The following is a 17,873-nucleotide window of genomic DNA, read 5'->3' as shown; positions in this document are numbered from 1 at the left end:
GGTTTCTATTATGGTGCCTTATCCTGATTATGAATTATATGAAGCAGTTTTTAACTAAGTGGTTTGATAATACCCAAAGCCAATTACAATTACTTGACAATCCAGATGCCATTGATTGGACCAGGATTATTCCATTCATCGCCATTCATTTGGCTTGTTTGTTTGTATTTGTTGTGGGCTTTTCATGGACAGCTTTTATGGTGTGTTTGTTCACCTATGTGATACGTATGTTTTCTATCACCGCTTTTTATCACCGTTATTTTTCTCACAAGACTTTTAAAACTTCACGCCTGGTACAATTTATTTTTGCTGCCATAGGAGCCACGGCCACCCAACGTGGCCCCATATGGTGGGCGGCTCATCACCGACATCATCACATACATGCTGATTCAGAGCATGATACCCATTCCCCCAAACATGGTTTTTGGCACAGTCACCTTAAATGGTTTTTGATGAAAAAAAATTTTCCGACCAAATCACAATATGTGAATGATTTAAAGAAGTACCCTGAGTTGAATTTTATAGACAGGTTTGACATACTTTTTCCAATCTTATTGGCAGTGGCTTTGTATGTGTTGGGCGGGTATCTGCAACAAACCCAGCCGCAGTTGAACACTTCAGGGTGGCAATTGGTGATTTGGGGGTATTTCATTTCGACGGTGTTGTTGTCACACATCACCTATTGCATTAATTCATTGGCGCATGTTTTTGGATTCAGGACATATGCCACCAAAGATGACAGCCGAAATAATTTTTTATTGGCCATTTTGACCATGGGCGAAGGTTGGCACAACAACCACCATTGTTGTCCAGGTTCAGTTAAACAAGGGTTCAAGTGGTGGCAGTTAGATTTAAGTTATTATGTTTTATTTGTCATGAATAAATTAGGACTTATATGGGATTTAAAATACCCCAACCAAACGGTGCTGAATAAAAAAGCCATCAGGAGCAGCTCGTGAGGGTTGCCATCATAGGAGGTGGTATATCTGGTCTCATGGTGGCAGATCAACTGAATGGCTTGGTCGATTACACCCTCTATGAAAAAGCTGATTATCTAGGTGGTCATGCCAACACCCAAACCGTTCGTGTTGAAGGTCATGTATTCAATGTAGATACTGGCTTTATTGTATATAACGAAGATGTGTACCAACATTTTGGTGACATGCTCAAGCGATATGATGTGAGCTCCATTAAATCGGACATGAGTTTTGCGGTCTCAAACAGAGTCACTGGCTTGGAATACAATGCCACCAGCTTAAGGCGTTTGTTTTGTCAGAAAGCCAATTTATTCAATCCTCAATTTTACCGAATGATTTGGGACATCAAGCGGTTTTATAAACAAGCGCCTGAGATCTTACAAAGTCAATCTGATGTTGGACTCTATGCCTATCTAACAGAAAATAATTACAGCGATTATTTTATAGAAGAGCATATCATTCCGATGGCCAGTGCTTTGTGGTCTGGCGATTTTGCTTCAGTTAAAGACTATCCTTTGGTATTTATGTTGCAATTTATGCGCAACCACCATATGTTGAGTTTACATAACAGGCCACAATGGCGAACCATAAAAAATGGTTCACAAGCGTATGTCAAAGCGATTACAGCACATATGACTGGTGAGGTTAAATTAAATTCTGCCGTATTGAATGTTAAGCGGCAATCATCCGGCGTGGTGGTTGAAACAGATCAACGATCAACACTTTTTGATTGCGTTGTGTTTGCAACCCATACGGATGTGACCTTGGGCATGCTAGATGATGTGGCTGAAAATGAACGCAGTGCCCTCAGTGGCATCCCATATGTTGAAAATCACATGGATTTACATACCGATGCCAATTTGTTGCCAAAAAATAAAAAAGCTTGGGCCAGTTGGAGCGTCAATCGGCACCCACAAAACAAACCCGTTTGTACGGTAAATTATTACATGAATCTGCTACAATCATTACCCTGTGAGTCACCTGTGATTGTCAGCTTAAACCAACATGAATACATCAATAACAGCAAAATATTGATGTCAAAGAAATACCACCATCCTGTATATACCCGTGATACATTGCTTGCGCAACAAAAAATAAAACAGTTGCAGGGCGTCAATCAATCCTTCTATTGTGGCGCCTATATGGGCTGGGGATTTCATGAAGATGGGGCTCGCAGTGGTGTAGAAGTCGCTAATTTAATCAAAAAAATGTTGTGAATGAGTCAGCCAAAAAATCAACCAACATCGCTCAATTACAAGCGGGATATGCTGAAGGATTTGTCATCCACAACAGGCTTAAGCCCAATGCCCATCGCTTCAAGTACGACATGTGTTGGTGTGTGTTTGATTTGAATCATTTGGATCAGTGGATGGCATCAGCTAAATATTGGCGGCACAATGCCTGGTCAATATTCAGTTTAAAGGACACAGACTATATCAATTCAGAGCAATCGCCTATTATTGATAAAGTCAAAAAATACTTGGAGACTCAGACCCAAGAAAAATTCAATGGTCAAGTGTACTTGTTCACCCATCCTCGATTTTTGGGCTATGGTTTTAATTCTGTGAGTTTTTATTTTTGTTATCAAAACAATCAATTGGTCCATATTGTTTCTGAAATAAACAACACCCCTTGGGGTGAAAAAAAACTGTATTTGCATGCATGTCAATCTGTCCAGCAATCCAGCCTTGGTCATCATTGTTTTGAATTTAAAAAACAGTTTCACATTTCTCCTTTTGTTGGAATGGACATTGATTACAGTTGGGATTTTTATGTTGATGATAAAAGTCTAAAAGTAAAAATGAAGCTGATGCAGGATGGGGTAAATATTTTAAATGTGATTTTAGACACGAAAATCACGCCGAGAATGGATAATAAGACACATAAATTTCCATTTAAGCTACTTTTTCAACCTTGGAAAATGGCAGCAGGCATATATTGGCAGGCTTTTAAATTGTGGATAAAAAAAGTGCCATTTTACTCCCACCCTCAAAATAAATAAAAATTGGGTGGTTTTACTTTTACACGCAATGGAGTCATTAGCCATGGATCACAGCGATTTAATAAGCACCAAACAGAGTCAAAAAAATAGTTGGATGAAAACCTATATCAAAAACCAAGTGTTACAACGAATGGATAAGTTGGTCGATGCCAAGTTGACTTTGGTAACCCCAGAAGGCACCCATTTTTTTGGTGATGAACAAGCTGACCTTGATGTGCTTGTCACTTTACACAATGACAATTTTTTTTCTGAAGTGGCATTTCAAGGCAGTGTCGGTGCTGCTGAATCCTACATGGCTGGAGATTGGGATTGTGAACAATTGACTCAATTGATCCAAATTTTTGTCAGAAACCGAGATTTGTTAGATGAGATGGAAGGTGGTAGTGCATGGCTTAAAAATGCTTTATTAAAAGTGGGTCATTTTTTTAATAAAAACACCTTGGCAGGCAGTCGAAAAAACATAGCGGGTCATTACGATTTAGGCAATGATTTGTTTGAACAATTTTTAGATTCCAGAATGATGTATTCATCAGCAATTTATCTGGAGGAATCAGAAGATTTAGAGGTGGCCAGTGAAAGAAAGTTAAGGATTATTTGTGAGAAGTTGCACCTCAAAAAAAGTGATCATGTGATTGAAATTGGTACCGGCTGGGGCGGCTTTGCAGTTTATGCGGCACAAAAATATGGATGTCAGGTGACCACCACGACGATATCTGCCGAACAACACCAATATGCCTCTAAGCGGGTCAATCAGTTGGGGTTGTCGGATCAAATCACTTTGCTACAACACGATTATCGTTTACTGACGGGTCAATTCGATAAGTTGGTATCCATTGAAATGATTGAAGCAGTGGGTCATCATTATTTGCCCACCTACTTAAAAAAATGTAACGACTTACTGAAACCAGAAGGTCTGGCATTGATACAAGCCATTACCATTGAAGACCACCGGTATGAATTGGCCCTTAAATCAGTCGACTTCATCAAAAAGTATATCTTTCCTGGTAGTTTTATTCCGTCTGTTGGCGCTGTTCTGGCCGCCAATGCAGAAACCACAGAAATGAAGTTAGTCAACCTAGAGGATTTTGGTGACAGTTATGCGTACACTTTGCGAGAATGGCATAAGCGCTTCGATGCAAACTCGGAAGCCATTGAAAAGTTGGGTTATGCCATTGATTTTCAACGCATGTGGCAATTTTATTTGAGCTATTGTGAAGGTGGTTTTATTGAACGAGCGATCAGTGACGTCCATATGTTGTTTGCCAAAGGCAAAAACAAAAGACCTTCGATACTGGCTTTTAAATGATGGTTATTATCAGTGTTATATTGTTGAACGTATTGTGGTTTGCCTGTGTATTGGGAGCAAGTAATGGATTGTTGTGGCCGTCGCTGGCCAGTTTGGTTGTGCTGTTGGTGGTTGTATTTGCCAATACGGGCTTTTACAAAAAAGACCTGTATGTGATTGGCTTCAGTTTGTTCATTGGTATTTTGATTGACGGTTTGTTGCAAGGCAGTGGCTTGCTTGTTTATGCCAGTCCATTTCATGAATACAGTTTATTACCACCCATTTGGATCATGATTTTATGGGTGGGTTTTGCCGCTTCGATTAAAACTGGCATGCAATGGTTCCTCAGACACCCTAAGCTGGGGGTCATCGTTATGACCCTTGGTGCGCCGATGAGTTACTATTCTGCATCAAGACTAGGGGCGGTGGAAATCAGCAGCATGTTAACGGCATTGATGGCGATCGCATTGGGATGGCTGATTTATTTCCTTTGTATCACCCAGTTATTTTATCCCAATGGAGGGCGCAATGATGTCTTGGCTTAATTCACCACTTTTCCTGGCGTGTACGGCCTGTGTCATGGTTCAACTGTTGGCTTGGTTGATGCAAATGAAAACCAAAAATGCCGATGTGGTGGACATTGCTTGGACATTGGGAATCATACTTTGTGCTGGTTTGTATCTGTGGCTCATTCCATCTGCCAATATAAATGCATTGATGGTCATGATGTTCCCTGTGGTTTGGTATTTGAGGCTGTTGTTTCATCTGATTTTAAGGTTTGATGTACATCATGAGGATGGTAGGTATTTGAACTTAAGAAATCATTGGGACGAAAATACCCAATTTAAATTTCTGATGTTCTTTATGTTTCAGGCCATGCTGTCGGTATTATTCTCATTGACGGCATATTGGGTTTTGTTGTCACCTGAAATGGCCTTGTGGCAAATGGTCACAGCGATGATTTTGGGGCTGACTGCTTTGGTCGGTGTGTCCACAGCAGATCATCAGCTTCTGCGTTTCAAAAAAACACATGATTCTTCAGAAGTTTGTGATGTTGGTTTGTGGCAATATTCAAGACATCCTAATTATTTTTTTGAATGGTTGCACTGGTTTGTGTATCCAATTTTGTTATGGAACAGTGGTTATTTTTGGTGGTCACTGTTGGTGGTTTTGATGATGTTACTGTTTTTGTTAAAATTAACAGGTATTCCATTTTCAGAACAGCAGGCATTAAAGAAACGTGGTGCTGCTTACCAAGCATACATGAACAAAACCAGCCCTTTTATATTATGGAGACCGAACGATGATTAATACCTTGATAAAATGGATTGAAAAAGGTTATTTGCCAGATGCGATTGTGCGCGGTGGCATCAGAAAACTCATCAGGCAGAGACTGGTTGAAGAACATGCATATGATGTTGAAAAATGTGATCAAAGGTACCATGAATTTTTACAAGAAATAAAATCTTCTGCCTTGGCCATTGACACCGATAAAGCCAATGAACAGCATTACGAAGTGGATGCCGATTTTTATCATTATGCGCTGGGTGCCAGAAAAAAATACTCATCATGTTACTACCATGGGAATGAATCATTGGACCAAGCAGAAGAATCCATGCTGGCACTTTACATCGAACGTGGTCAATTCAAAGATGGGCAGGACATTCTTGAATTGGGTTGTGGATGGGGATCGATTACCTTGTATTTGGCAGAGAAATTTCCTCAATCGAAAATAACCGGCGTTTCGAACTCTAACTCGCAACGAAAATACATCATGGCACAAGCCGCATCACGTGGTTTAGAAAATGTTAACATCATTACATGTGACATCAATGAACTGAAATTAAATCAACAATTCGATCGCGTGATATCGATTGAGATGTTCGAGCACGTAAGAAATTATCAAAGCCTATTTGATCACATTGCCAATTGGCTGAAAGCTGATGGGAAAATGTTTGTTCATATTTTCTGTCATCGATTTTTGATGTATCCATTTGTAGCAGAAGGTGATGATAATTGGATGGGTAAATATTTTTTCAGTGGGGGTCAAATGCCGGCAGTTGATACCTTTTATCATTTTCAGGAAAGATTGAAAATTGAGCGAAGGTGGATTAATTCTGGTCAACATTATGAAAAAACATCCAATCATTGGTTGGCAAATATGGATGAAAATAAAGCACAAATCATGCCTATATTTGAACGGGTGTATGGTGATGAAGCCAAGTTGTGGTTTCAAAGATGGCGGATATTTTTCATGTCATGTGCAGAATTATTTGGTTATGATGAGGGCCGACAGTGGTTTGTGGCCCATTATTTATTTTCTAAACAAATATGAAAAAAATCAAAAGAAAAAAAATTGAACGTGGCAGCATGATCAGCCGCTTGAATAAAGTGTTTATCATGCAATTGATATTTATCAGTATCGCCACAGTGCTGGGTGTATTAGGCGCAGCCAAAGTGGTTGAGGATGTGTTGATCAAGGAAGCTTTGATTGGTGAAGCTGAATTTTATTGGGAGCACAAGGACCGCTTTGTAGAATTTCCTTTACCCAAGACCATGAATTTAACGGGTTATGTGGTCGAGAATAACGACTTTTCATTGGTGCCTAAAGCATTGAAAAACATCACTGAACAGTACCAACGCATTGAATTGAACGGCAAAAGGCCGATAGCTTATGTGAGTGAACGGGGTGACACCAAACTGATCTTGGTGTTTGAGGAAGCACAGGTTTCTAAACTGGCCCTGTATTTTGGTATCACACCGCTGATCATTGTTTTATTGATTGTGTATCTACCAGCCTTTGTTTCATTTGTCTTTTCAAAACGCGCCTTTTCACCAGTACTTCAACTGGTTGATAGACTTGAAAGTGCCAAAATTTCTAAATCTGGTATTGAAAAATTGAAATTTGATGACATCAAACAAACGGGACATTTGGATGTCAATGTGTTGATTGATTCATTTGAGGATTTTTCAGTCAGGATTTCTCAGTTGATCAGTCGAGAGAGGAATTTTTCTCGCTATGCATCGCATGAACTGCGTACACCATTGACCGTTTTGCGTGGTTCGATGGGCATGTTAAAGAAACAAAAATTAACCGACAAAGGCATGGAGCTGGTGACCCGAATGGAGCCCATGATTGAGGAAATGCAAGCTTTGATTGAAGCCTTGTTGATGTTGTCAAGGAATGAAGTCAGCGAGGTGTCAGAAGAACCTGTGTTGGTGAATGATTTGTTGAAAAGTACGGTTCAAGACACCATCAGGTTGTTTGATCCCAGAGACATCAAATTACACTGGCATGCCAAACATTTGATTCAAGCCCATATGCCAGAGCAGTTATTTTGCATCGTGGTGAGTAATTTAGTCCGCAATGCCTGCTTACATTCGAAGGACCCCGTTTTAATCAAAGTTGAAGTTGATGGGGCGAAAATTACCATTGAAGACAATGGCAAGGGCATGAGTGCCGAACAACTCAGTCGAATTTTTGAACCATTCTATAAAGCCGATGAGCATGAAAAAGGAAAAGGTTTTGGACTCGGCTTAGCGATTGTCGATATGATATGTAAACAGTGTGACTGGGAAATTGAATTTGCCAGTGAGTTGGGAGTAGGTACAAGTGTGACCTTAACCTTGAACGAAATAGAAATTTTAGCATCTGAAAAATTGGATAAAATATGAGTAAAATTAATGTATTGATAGTGGAAGATCACCAGGCCTTGGCTCAGACCATTGCCGATCACTTAGAAATGGCAGACTTTGTGGTAGACTTTGCTGCAGATGGTATCACTGGTTTACATTTGGCCGTTACCAACCCTTATGATGCGATTGTTCTGGATGTGATGTTACCTGGGCTGGACGGTTTTGGTGTCTGTGAAAAAATTAGGAAAGAGGCCAAGTCAGATGTGCCTATAATCATGTTAACTGCCAGAGATCAAATCGCCGATAAATTGAAGGGCTTTGACAATGGTGCCGATGATTATTTAGCCAAACCATTCAATCCAGATGAATTGGTTGCCAGAATTCAATCAATGGTCAGAAGACATCGTGGTGAGTTCGATTCTAAAGCGCTGAAAGTGGGTGATTTGGTGTTTGATTTAGGAACCATGGAAGTTTATCGAGGCAATCAAAAATTAAAAGTATCGCCAACTGGCTTACAGATTTTGAAAGTGCTGATGAAGAAAACGCCTGAAATAGTCACCAAAGACCAATTGGCACAACAGTTGTGGGGCGATCTAATTCCTGATTCTGATGTGTTGCGCAGTCACTTGTATATCTTACGAAAAACCATAGACAAACCTTTTGACAAACAACTGCTGCACACCTTGCCAGGCGTTGGCGTAAAGATTTCAGAGTCACCGTAAATAAAACGGAAAAGACCTAAGAATCAGAATAAGATCAGTGGATTGATCAACTCATTTTTTTTATCCAGTGATCTTAAGGCTTGAAACAGTTTTTTTCTGCTGGTTGGGTTGTCTGGTTTTTTCTTATAATTTCTTAATGTTTGGCGCAAGGCATTGATTTCTTCATGTGGATGATTTTCAAATAAGTGTTCAAACAAGGGTTTTTCATGTTCGCCAAAATGTTCTATCCAAGCCGTAATGACTTCATCACGAATCTGGTAATGCCCATCTAAATTATTAATGCGCAACATTTTTTCTTGGATTCCAACATGATCCAATTTAATTAATAATTTACCCATGAATTGAAAGTGCCGTTTTTTTGCAATGTGGCTGTTGATTCTTTTGGCTTCTTCAATGGCGTCTAAAAACTGTGCGGGTAATTCAAGTTCAGCCAATTTGCTTTTTGGCATGTCAGTAATGAGTTTTGCCACTTCTCGCAGTTCAACAGCCATTTGTTTCTTTTGTGTCTTACTGACTTCTTCACTTTCATCATTAAAATCAGTGATTTCAAAATCTTTGTGTTTTTTGCCCATAATTAAACGCATACATTTTATTTTAAGACGTGAATTTTATCAAAATACCGGCATTAACTGGGATGTGTTTGGCTTTTAGTGGCTGAAAATGGCAGAAAAAGTATGAGCCGGCAGATTGGTGGCTGTTTTTTTGATCAAAATACAATTTGTAAGATAAATCTTGTAAACTACACTTTACAAAATAATGCGACCATTAATTCATATGTCATCAACAGATTTCGTCGAAAAAGTATTAACCCAATTGTCAAAAAAAGGAGCCACTCAAGCGGAGGTGGTTTACTCTGAAGGTAGTGGTGTTTCGGTCAGTTGCCGCAATGGAGAAGTTGACACCATTGAAAACAATCAAGACAGGTCTTTGATAGTAACTGTTTACAAAGATCAGGCCAAAGGTTCTGCATCTACTGCAGTGGTGGACCAACACAGTGTTGATTTGACGATAGAAAAAGCCATGGCAATTGCCAGCTTAACAGAACCGGATGAGGCCGCAGGCTTGGCTGAAAAGGCTTTGTTAGCTACGGAATTTAAAGACTTACAAACTTTTTATAACAACGAAAAATCTGCCGATGAATTGGTGCAAATGGCCTTGACTGCGGAACAGGGGGCGGTTGATTATGCTGCACAGCAAGGACAAGCCATCAACGTGGATGAGTCCAATGTTCAACTGGGTGATGGCTACAGTATTTATGCCAACAGCCAAGGGTTTTTCGGCGAAAAGAAAGGCAGCAATGTATCAGCCAGTGTGGTTTGTATTGCAGAACAAGACGATGTCATGGAGCGTGAATATTGGTGGGATGCTACAAGAGACATTGGTTTATTTCCGCCACCAGAAAATATCGGCAAAATAGCTGCATACAGAACGCTTGAACGATTGGGTTCAAGAAAAGTTAAGTCTACCAAGGCGCCGGTCTTGTTTGACCCATCGTGCGCCAAATCCTTAATGGGTCATATGTTGTCTGCAATCAGCGGCAGTGCCTTGTATCAAGAATCCAGTTTTTTGAAAAATGATTTGCACCAACAGTTGTTTCCAACTTGGTTTAACTTGTTTGAAGACCCCTTTATCCCCAGTGGCTTTGCCAGCCGAAACTTTGACAGCAATGGTGTTCAAACCAAGCAACGTCACCTGATTAAAGATGGCGTGCTAAATGGATTTTTGTTGTCGGTGTATTCTGCCAGGAGATTGGGTTTGCAAACCACCGGGAATGCAGGTGGTGCACACAATCTCGAAGTTCAAACCACAACCACTGATTCGGCTTTAATCAAAACCATGAACAGAGGGCTGTATGTCACCTCATTGATGGGCCAAGGTGTCAATACGGTCACCGGTGATTACTCTCGAGGCGCTTCTGGTTTCTGGGTGGAAAATGGGGAAATTCAATTTCCAGTCTCAGAACTGACCATAGCCGGCCAGTTAAAAGACATGTATAAGTCCTTGGTGGCAACAGGCAATGATGTAGACAAGAGAAGTAAAACCCTTACAGGTTCATGGTTAATTGATGAAATGACCATAGCAGGTGACTGATGACCACTGCGTCAAATCATTACTTTGAATTTTTGGATTGGCAATTTAATCCTGATTCGGGACATTTGGTACTGAATTATTTCGACAGCCAGTTTGGTTTTTTCAGTGAACAATTTGACTTTCCAGCAGCAACAAAAACCAGATACGAGCAGATTCAACAACCGTTGGAAACTGCTTTGAATTGTTTGCACTGGATGGCTGGAGTCAGTTACTACAAAACATCATTGGCTAGGCAATTAAAGTTCAGTCAAAACCTGCCCAATGATCGCCAAGCGGCTTGGTTGACTGAAACTTGGCAATCAGGCTTGGCTGAATTGGCCTTTGAAAACCAAAAGCCTTGGTTGGATTTTATTGATTTCCCCAGCCAGTCAAAGCCTGAAACAGCGTCAATCACAGGTCTTCAAGCGAGGTCTTTGGTCGCCATCGGTGGCGGAAAAGATTCATTGGTCAGTATTGAAATGTTGAAAAACTTGGCTGAGGACATCAGCTTATTTGTGGTTGGACAATCGACTTTTATTCAATCAGTGGCTGAGAAAACATCGATACCTTTGTTGCAAGTCAGGCGAACGGTTGATGCCCGATTGAAAGAGGTCAATGAACAAGGCGCGTTCAATGGGCATGTTCCCATTACTGCCATTAATTCATGTGTAGCGGTTGTGGCTGCGTTGTTGTTTGATTATGACAGTGTGGTTTTTTCCAATGAGCGATCGGCTGATGTAGGCAATGTAGAAGATGAGAAAGGCCGTTGGGTCAACCACCAATACTCTAAATCGTTTGAGTTTGAACAAGCCTGGCAATCAATCATCCATAACGATATAGCCATTCATTTGGATTACTTTTCATTATTAAGGCCATTTTCAGAATTGGCTGTGGTGAAAAAATTTGCCAAGCTGACTCCGTATTTCCCCTATTTTTCCAGCTGTAACAGAAACTTTCATTTAGCAGGTTCGCGAAACAGTGCTAACCATTGGTGTGGGGAATGCCCAAAATGTGCGTTTGTTTTTTTGTGCCTTGCTCCGTTTATAAAAAAACAACAATTGCTGCATATTTTCAACAAAAACTTATTGGCTGATGATCAATTGCAAGATTTATTCGCAGCCTTGTTAGGCGTTAAAGGGCAGAAGCCTTTTGAATGTGTGGGTGAAGAACGTGAATGTAGAACTGCTATGCGGATGTTGGCAGAGCACACTGATTGGAACGATGACCCAGCTGTTTTAAACTGGGTTGATCAAATTGCTCATTTCGATCCCCAAGAAGGTGACAGGCTTTTTCAAGTCAGTACACCGCATCAAATTCCAGATAAAAGAAATTTTTTGCAGGCTTTGAGCTATGAATTTAAGTGAGCTGAAGCAGAAAAAAGTGGCCATTTGGGGCTATGGAGTTGAAGGCAAAGCCACCGCTCAATACCTGAAACTGCGGTGTTCAAATCTTGATTTTACTGTGCTGTGTCCTATCGATGAAATAGATGGTCAGCCATACAACTTTTATACCCAAGAGGTCAATACTGCATGCTTGGATCAATTTGATGTGGTGATTAAATCACCCGGCATTTCGCCTTACATTGAGCCAGCAAAATCAGCTCAGTGCGCAATCATCAGCAGCACATCTTTGTGGTTTCATAATGAGCAGAGTGGTAAGGTCATTGCCATCACAGGAACCAAGGGAAAAAGCACCAGTTGTGCCATGTTAGCCAATGTGCTGAGTGACCTGGGTTTTGCTGTGGTTTTGGCTGGCAACTTTGGTGTGCCTTTGATCAGTTGTACTGAAAAATATGATTTTGTCGTATTAGAAACTTCCAGTTACCAGTCTCAAGATGGTGCCATCAAAGCAGACATCGCAGTGATTTTGAATCTATATGTTGAGCATTTAAATTGGCACCTCAGTGAACAGCAATATCATCAGGATAAACTTTGTTTACTCAAGCACGCCAAACTGAAAGTATTGAACGCCAAAGACCAGCAACTGATTCAATATGTTGACAAGCTCAACGCAAACGATCAAGTGAATTGGTTCAATCAAGAAAATGGGTTTTATGAGTTGAATCATGTATTGATGTATCAGGACAAAGCCTTGATGTCAGCATATGGTTGGCAACTCAAAGGGGCTCATAATCTTATCAATGCAGCGGCTGTTTGTGCAGTGATTGAATTGTTGCACTTGGACATCAAAGCGGCGATGAATTCTTTAAAGCAATTCAAACCCTTGCCGCACCGTTTACAAAGTTTGGGTCAAATTCATGGCGTAGATTTTATCAATGACAGTATTGCTTCGACACCCCATGCCACCTTGGCGGCATTAAAAACGGTGGATGTCAAAAAAACAATTGTGTTGGTCGGTGGCTTTGATCGTGGGGTGGATTGGGACTGGTGGGTTGAGGCAATCAAGAGTCAACCACCGAAAATGATTGTCTGTAGTGGACAAAATGGTGAAAAAATACACCAAACCATCTTGAATCATGAAATAAAAACACAATCTATATGGCAACCAAATTTAAAAGATGCGGTCAAAACAGCTGTCAATGCTGCATCCATGGGTGATGTTGTTTTGCTGTCCCCGGGAGCGCCAAGTTTTGATGCATTTAAAGATTACCAACACAGAGGCCAACAATTCGAACAATGGATAAAATAATTGTCATCATCTTTTTAATGTTTCAATTTTCAGCGCTTAAAGCAGAAGAGACTGTTATTCCTCCCTCATTGATTGAACAAGTGGAATCTGGTCATGCTGAAAGTGCCTTTTTCATTGCCACTGCATTTGCTGAAGGCACCATGGGAATTGAAAAAAATTTAGTCAAAGCCAAGGAGTGGTTTTTAAAATCGGCTGAAATGGGCTATGTCCACGGCATGTATGAAATTGGCAAGTTGTTGTATGGTGAAGCGCTTTATGTTGAGGCCAAGTCATGGTTTGAGAAAGCTTCAGAACAAGGGCATGGGGAAGCCTTTTACCGCTTGTCGCTGTACCCAATTTACAGTTTAGGTGATGATGGCTTCGATTGTCATAAAGCCTATGAGTTACTGGAACAAGCATCTTCCCGAGATGTCAAAGCGGCTTTCAATGACTATGCTTGGATGTTGGCAACATTACCGGACAAGTCTTGTAGAAATGGCCAAAAAGCTTGGCGAATATTTTCAGAATTACAAAGTTTGTATGGCAGGATGGAGCCCATTCCTTGGGCTTATTTAGACACCAAAGCTGCTGTTTTTGCAGAAATAGCAGAGTTTAATGAAGCCATAGAAGTTCAATCATGGATTGTTGAAGATTTTTGTGATCTGGACTTGTCAGCCAATGAAAAAGCATTTGCTGAATCAGTCGACCAATTCACCCAACAATTCAGCGAAGGGGGTGATGAGTTATGTTATGGAGCGATTCGCCGACTACAAAGTTATGTACAAAGAGAACCATGGAGAGAGCAACCTCAACTTAATTATGAATGAAGAAAATTTAACCACAAGACAAAGGTTTGAAAAGGAATTAGGGCAAATCAGTTTCCAAGAGCTGCAAAAGTTTTTTGCCAAAGGGATGATGATCATGGTTTCTGACCAGTTACCAATAATTGATGTGGCCATGAGTTTACATGACGATGATGTGCAACAAATTCAACAGTGGATTGATGATGAGCAGGTTGTCAGGGCCCATGATGAGCATGCCAAGGAATGGGTTGTATCTAGAACAGAGTTTAATGCAGTAACCGTTGCCCCTTGGGTACTGGTTCAAGAAATACACAATGAGGAATAACAGATGGACGGTTTGATATATATTTTAGTGGCAGGTGTAGTGGGTTTGTTGATAGGCATGGTAGTCATGCATTTGTTACATAAAAAAACGACCTCAGACACAGGGGTGAAGGCGGTTCAAGAGAAGTTGGATAAATACCAGCTTGAAGTTGAAAGTCATTTTTCAAAAACGGCTGATTTGATTGACAATTTAACTGACAGTTATAAAGAGGTCTTTGAGCATTTGTCGGATTCTGCTGAAAGCTTATTGACTGATGAACAAATACAGAATCAGTTAATCAATCGCAAATCCAGAGAGGTGACCATCAAATATTTAAAAAGCAGTGATGAAGCCAAACAAAGTCCGCCAGATTCTGTTTGAATCCGGCGGTGTTATTGCTTAATTTTTTATTTAAGTAATATTTCGGTTCTGTTTTTCTCTACAGTTTTTAAGCCGATGCCCTTGACTTCTGTCAATTGTTCAATGGTTTTGAACGGGCCGTTTTTTTCTCTATAAGCCACAATGGCGGTGGCTTTAGAAATGCCAACACCTTTCAATTCAGCCGCAATTTTTTCAGCATCTGCTGAATTTACATTGACTGCTGCAAATGCCGTTTGAGCAAAAATGGCCATTGTAATGAATAAAGTTTTTAAAAATTTCATAATGTTCTCCTTAAAGTTTATTTTATATTTCATGTTTTAGGTTGATGTGCTCTATCAGTAGCTCACCACCTGTTGCACATTTTAATTATCGTTTTGGCAGCAAAATATGGCTTGATTCTGAGAATCGGGTCTATTATTTGAATAATTTTTTATTTAAAACACTCGGGTTGTAGGAAATCATTGATTAATTCCATATAATTATTCTGTTCAACTCATTGTTCCATCATTAAACTTCATGAAAATTACCTCACTCTTGATTTTTGTTTTATTTTTGACCCTTGATTTTCAAGTCCAGGCAAGTGGCAACGTCGATTTCACCCCACATGGCACCCAACCTGGGCTGTCATTTCCATTGTCCAGTTCTGCTGATTGTGCGGGTTGTCACAAAGGTGGTGGCGTTACAGATGATGAAATCAATATGCCTTACAGCACTTGGGTGGGTTCAATGAAAGCCAATGCCGGCAGGGATCCGCTGTTTTGGGCGGCTTTGGATGTGGCCAATAATGACCAGCCTGGTGTTGGTGATTGGTGTTTGAAGTGTCATGCCCCTATGGGCTGGTATAAAGGCAATGTGGTCAAACCTGCGGTTGATGGTGCGCCATTGATTGATGGTGCCAATGGTTGTGAATTAGATGCAGGCTTTGATACTGGATACACTTCTGAACACAGTAATTCCAATGACTTTGGTGGTGTAAGCTGTCATTTTTGTCACCGCGTTGATGAATTGGGTCCCGCCAATGAACCACAAATCATAGAAAACGGCAGTGTTTGGCTGGACGATGAGGTTTGTTCAGTGGGTGGTGGAGAACCTTGCAGGAAAGGTCCCTATGATGCCATTGATTATGACGACGGTGGTACCCCGGCCTTACATGCCTGGGAGTATTCAAGTTTCTTACAATCCTCCGAGTTTTGTGGTTCCTGTCATAACGTATCATCTCCAACCATTCAAAATGGTGGCTCAATGGAGGTGTCTCAGAAGCTTTGGGACAATGGCATAGAAACCAATTTAGCCATGCCCATTGAAAGAACCTATGCAGAATGGAAAAATTCATATTTTGCAGATTTGATTTATCGTGATGGATTGGATGATAACTTTGACGGTGACTTTCCGATCATTACCCAAGGAGAAACCTGTCAAGGTTGTCACATGCCCCAATCAGACAGTATCAATGCCAGGGCTTGTGACTATGATGTTGCAGGACGCAGGCAGGACAATTTAAGAACCCATCAATTTGCTGGTGGCAATACTTGGATTCCACAGGTGTTGAAAGCTTTGTATGGTGATGAGCTTGAAGCCAATGACACAGGTCGCAAGGATGCTTTTGATTTAACCACATCTTATGCCTATAACATGTTACAAAATCAAAGTGCACTCATTGAACCTGAAGTGGTTTCGGTGACTGATGATTTATTGACTTTGGATGTCAAAGTAACGAATAAAACGGGTCATAAATTACCGACAGGCTACCCAGAAGGTCGTCGAATGTGGTTACATGTGGTGGCCAAAGACGTCAGTAACCAAGTGATTTGGGAAAGTGGGGCTTACGATGTAGCCACTGGAGTCTTAACTGAGAACCCACCAGTAAAAATATATGAATCATTACAAGGTATCTGGGATCCAGACGCCAATGGTGTTGGCAATGGGGCTTGCGAAGTGACTGAAGACGATGGCGATAAAATGTTTCACTTTGCATTGAATAATTGCATAGTCAAAGACAACAGAATCCCTCCGTTGGGGTTTCGTGGTGCCACTGACATTGAATTGAAATCGGTACCTGTCAGCTATCCGCTACACCCAAATAATACAGGCCAAGTGGTCAATTATGATGTGAGCAATTACCAAATCCCGCTGACAGGAATGACTGGGCCTTTTACAGTTGAAGCCACATTAAAGTATCAAATTGCCAGCAAAGAATACATCGAATTCCTTGAACGTGAAGCGACTGAAGGCATGTTTGAAACAGAGAATCAAATGTGTAATCGCTCTTGGACTGAAGGACCGGCGGATCAAAGTCGAGGCGCATTCATGAAAACATTGTGGGAGTCTTATGGTCGTTCTGAACCGGTCGATATGGTGATGACATTCATAGATAACATTGTGCCACAATAAATTTCAGTCATTCATTCGGGAGGCAGTATGGAAAAAGGTTTATTGGTAAAAACGGGTCAACCATTGGACCACTGGGTTCAGTTACTCAGATCTACTGGCTTGGAGAAGCACAAAGCCATGATAGATTTCCTTAAGTCTGAACATGATTTCACTTATGGTTTTGCCAATTTCGTCGCACACAAGACACGCGAATCAGATGCCGCTTCGCAAAATGAGGTTGATTTGGTAGAAGGTCAATATAAAGGCAAGGAGCATTTAAGACCGATTTGTGAATCATTGATTACTAAAATCAATGCATTGGGTAGCGACATCACACAAACACCGAAAAAAGCCGCTGTCAGTTTTATCAGAAAACACCAGTTTGTCTTGATAAAGCCAGCCACCAAATCACGAATTGACTTGGGATTGAAACTAAAGGGTAAGGAGGTCTGTGGGCGCTTAGAGGATTCAGGTCCGTTCGGCACCATGTGCACCCATCGCGTTCAATTAACGGATGTGTCTGAAGTTGATGATGAGTTGATGGCTTGGATTAAACAAGCTTATGAACAATCAGTTTAAAGCTTCCTTGAAGACCTGGGTCAGGTCAATAGAGTGGTGGACACGACTGGGATTGAACCAGTGACCCCCTCGATGTCAACGAGGTGCTCTCCCGCTGAGCTACGCGTCCATTTTGA

Annotated in this window: 19 protein-coding genes and 1 tRNA gene; 17 read left to right on the top strand and 3 right to left on the bottom strand. The window is 40.8% G+C overall.

Annotated elements, in window-relative coordinates; genetic code table 11:
• Positions 1-38: 38 nt before the first annotated feature.
• From CCS90_RS09600 to CCS90_RS09560, 9 genes are all read left to right on the top strand, one after another.
• Positions 39-959, top strand: a complete 921-nt coding sequence (locus CCS90_RS09600; RefSeq protein WP_099019312.1) for an acyl-CoA desaturase — start codon at positions 39-41, stop codon at positions 957-959.
• On the top strand, positions 956-2,194 hold the full coding sequence (locus CCS90_RS09595) for an NAD(P)/FAD-dependent oxidoreductase (RefSeq protein ID WP_099019311.1): 1,239 nt from the start codon (positions 956-958) through the stop codon (positions 2,192-2,194). Before CCS90_RS09600 ends, CCS90_RS09595 begins: the two co-directional genes overlap by 4 nt.
• A complete protein-coding gene (locus CCS90_RS09590) occupies positions 2,191-2,979 on the top strand; it encodes a DUF1365 domain-containing protein (protein ID WP_099019310.1) in 789 nt (262 codons plus the stop codon). The genes CCS90_RS09595 and CCS90_RS09590 overlap by 4 nt, the downstream gene beginning before the upstream one ends.
• A gap of 94 nt (positions 2,980-3,073) precedes the next feature.
• Positions 3,074-4,285, top strand: coding sequence for an SAM-dependent methyltransferase (locus tag CCS90_RS09585; protein ID WP_246027004.1), 1,212 nt, complete (start codon positions 3,074-3,076; stop codon positions 4,283-4,285).
• Complete coding sequence (locus tag CCS90_RS09580; protein WP_180236522.1) at positions 4,285-4,809, top strand: DUF2878 domain-containing protein; 525 nt, start codon at positions 4,285-4,287, stop codon at positions 4,807-4,809. The genes CCS90_RS09585 and CCS90_RS09580 overlap by 1 nt, the downstream gene beginning before the upstream one ends.
• Complete coding sequence (locus tag CCS90_RS09575; protein WP_162846788.1) at positions 4,796-5,575, top strand: DUF1295 domain-containing protein; 780 nt, start codon at positions 4,796-4,798, stop codon at positions 5,573-5,575. The genes CCS90_RS09580 and CCS90_RS09575 overlap by 14 nt, the downstream gene beginning before the upstream one ends.
• The gene (locus CCS90_RS09570) at positions 5,568-6,599 is read left to right on the top strand and encodes an SAM-dependent methyltransferase (RefSeq protein WP_099019307.1); all 1,032 of its coding nucleotides are present in this window, start codon (positions 5,568-5,570) and stop codon (positions 6,597-6,599) included. The genes CCS90_RS09575 and CCS90_RS09570 overlap by 8 nt, the downstream gene beginning before the upstream one ends.
• A complete protein-coding gene (locus tag CCS90_RS09565; protein WP_099019306.1) occupies positions 6,596-7,939 on the top strand; it encodes a sensor histidine kinase in 1,344 nt (447 codons plus the stop codon). The genes CCS90_RS09570 and CCS90_RS09565 overlap by 4 nt, the downstream gene beginning before the upstream one ends.
• Entirely contained in the window at positions 7,936-8,622 is a 687-nt protein-coding gene (locus tag CCS90_RS09560; RefSeq protein ID WP_099019305.1) for a response regulator transcription factor, read from the top strand. The genes CCS90_RS09565 and CCS90_RS09560 overlap by 4 nt, the downstream gene beginning before the upstream one ends.
• Before the next feature lie 23 nt (positions 8,623-8,645).
• On the opposite strand, the gene yjgA is transcribed toward CCS90_RS09560, so the two are convergent.
• Positions 8,646-9,206: a ribosome biogenesis factor YjgA gene (gene yjgA, locus CCS90_RS09555; RefSeq protein WP_099019304.1), complete on the bottom strand. Its 561-nt coding sequence runs from the start codon at positions 9,204-9,206 to the stop codon at positions 8,646-8,648.
• A gap of 190 nt (positions 9,207-9,396) precedes the next feature.
• On the opposite strand from yjgA, the gene pmbA reads away from it, so the two are divergent.
• The 6 genes from pmbA to CCS90_RS09525 are packed head-to-tail and all read left to right on the top strand — an operon-like array spanning position 9,397 to position 14,808.
• Entirely contained in the window at positions 9,397-10,713 is a 1,317-nt protein-coding gene (gene pmbA / locus CCS90_RS09550; protein WP_162846787.1) for a metalloprotease PmbA, read from the top strand.
• On the top strand, positions 10,713-12,056 hold the full coding sequence (locus CCS90_RS09545) for a MurL-like N-terminal domain-containing (RefSeq protein ID WP_099019302.1): 1,344 nt from the start codon (positions 10,713-10,715) through the stop codon (positions 12,054-12,056). Before pmbA ends, CCS90_RS09545 begins: the two co-directional genes overlap by 1 nt.
• Complete coding sequence (gene murD, locus CCS90_RS09540) at positions 12,043-13,341, top strand: UDP-N-acetylmuramoyl-L-alanine--D-glutamate ligase (RefSeq protein WP_099019301.1); 1,299 nt, start codon at positions 12,043-12,045, stop codon at positions 13,339-13,341. The genes CCS90_RS09545 and murD overlap by 14 nt, the downstream gene beginning before the upstream one ends.
• A complete protein-coding gene (locus CCS90_RS09535; RefSeq protein WP_099019300.1) occupies positions 13,329-14,147 on the top strand; it encodes a tetratricopeptide repeat protein in 819 nt (272 codons plus the stop codon). The genes murD and CCS90_RS09535 overlap by 13 nt, the downstream gene beginning before the upstream one ends.
• Positions 14,140-14,448: a DUF2288 family protein gene (locus CCS90_RS09530; protein WP_162846786.1), complete on the top strand. Its 309-nt coding sequence runs from the start codon at positions 14,140-14,142 to the stop codon at positions 14,446-14,448. Before CCS90_RS09535 ends, CCS90_RS09530 begins: the two co-directional genes overlap by 8 nt.
• Positions 14,449-14,451: 3 nt before the next feature.
• The gene (locus tag CCS90_RS09525) at positions 14,452-14,808 is read left to right on the top strand and encodes a Z-ring associated ZapG family protein (RefSeq protein WP_099019298.1); all 357 of its coding nucleotides are present in this window, start codon (positions 14,452-14,454) and stop codon (positions 14,806-14,808) included.
• 26 nt (positions 14,809-14,834) lie between these two features.
• Here the strand turns inward: CCS90_RS09525 and CCS90_RS09520 are convergent, their stop codons facing one another.
• The gene (locus tag CCS90_RS09520) at positions 14,835-15,089 is read right to left on the bottom strand and encodes a ComEA family DNA-binding protein (protein ID WP_099019297.1); all 255 of its coding nucleotides are present in this window, start codon (positions 15,087-15,089) and stop codon (positions 14,835-14,837) included.
• A 235-nt stretch (positions 15,090-15,324) separates the two neighbouring features.
• Here CCS90_RS09520 and CCS90_RS09515 point away from each other — a divergent pair, with 235 nt between their 5' ends.
• The gene (locus CCS90_RS09515; protein ID WP_099019296.1) at positions 15,325-17,199 is read left to right on the top strand and encodes a hypothetical protein; all 1,875 of its coding nucleotides are present in this window, start codon (positions 15,325-15,327) and stop codon (positions 17,197-17,199) included.
• A gap of 27 nt (positions 17,200-17,226) precedes the next feature.
• A complete protein-coding gene (locus CCS90_RS09510) occupies positions 17,227-17,757 on the top strand; it encodes a DUF5655 domain-containing protein (RefSeq protein ID WP_099019295.1) in 531 nt (176 codons plus the stop codon).
• Between the two features lie 34 nt (positions 17,758-17,791).
• Here CCS90_RS09510 and CCS90_RS09505 read toward each other — a convergent pair.
• Positions 17,792-17,866, bottom strand: a tRNA-Val gene (locus CCS90_RS09505).
• Between the last annotated feature and the right edge of the window lie 7 nt (positions 17,867-17,873).

The organism is Marinicella litoralis (assembly GCF_002591915.1).
In the GTDB taxonomy this organism is placed as follows: domain Bacteria; phylum Pseudomonadota; class Gammaproteobacteria; order Xanthomonadales; family Marinicellaceae; genus Marinicella; species Marinicella litoralis.
Note: the sequence above shows the minus strand (reverse complement) of the source record. Positions and strands in the feature narration are given on the sequence as shown.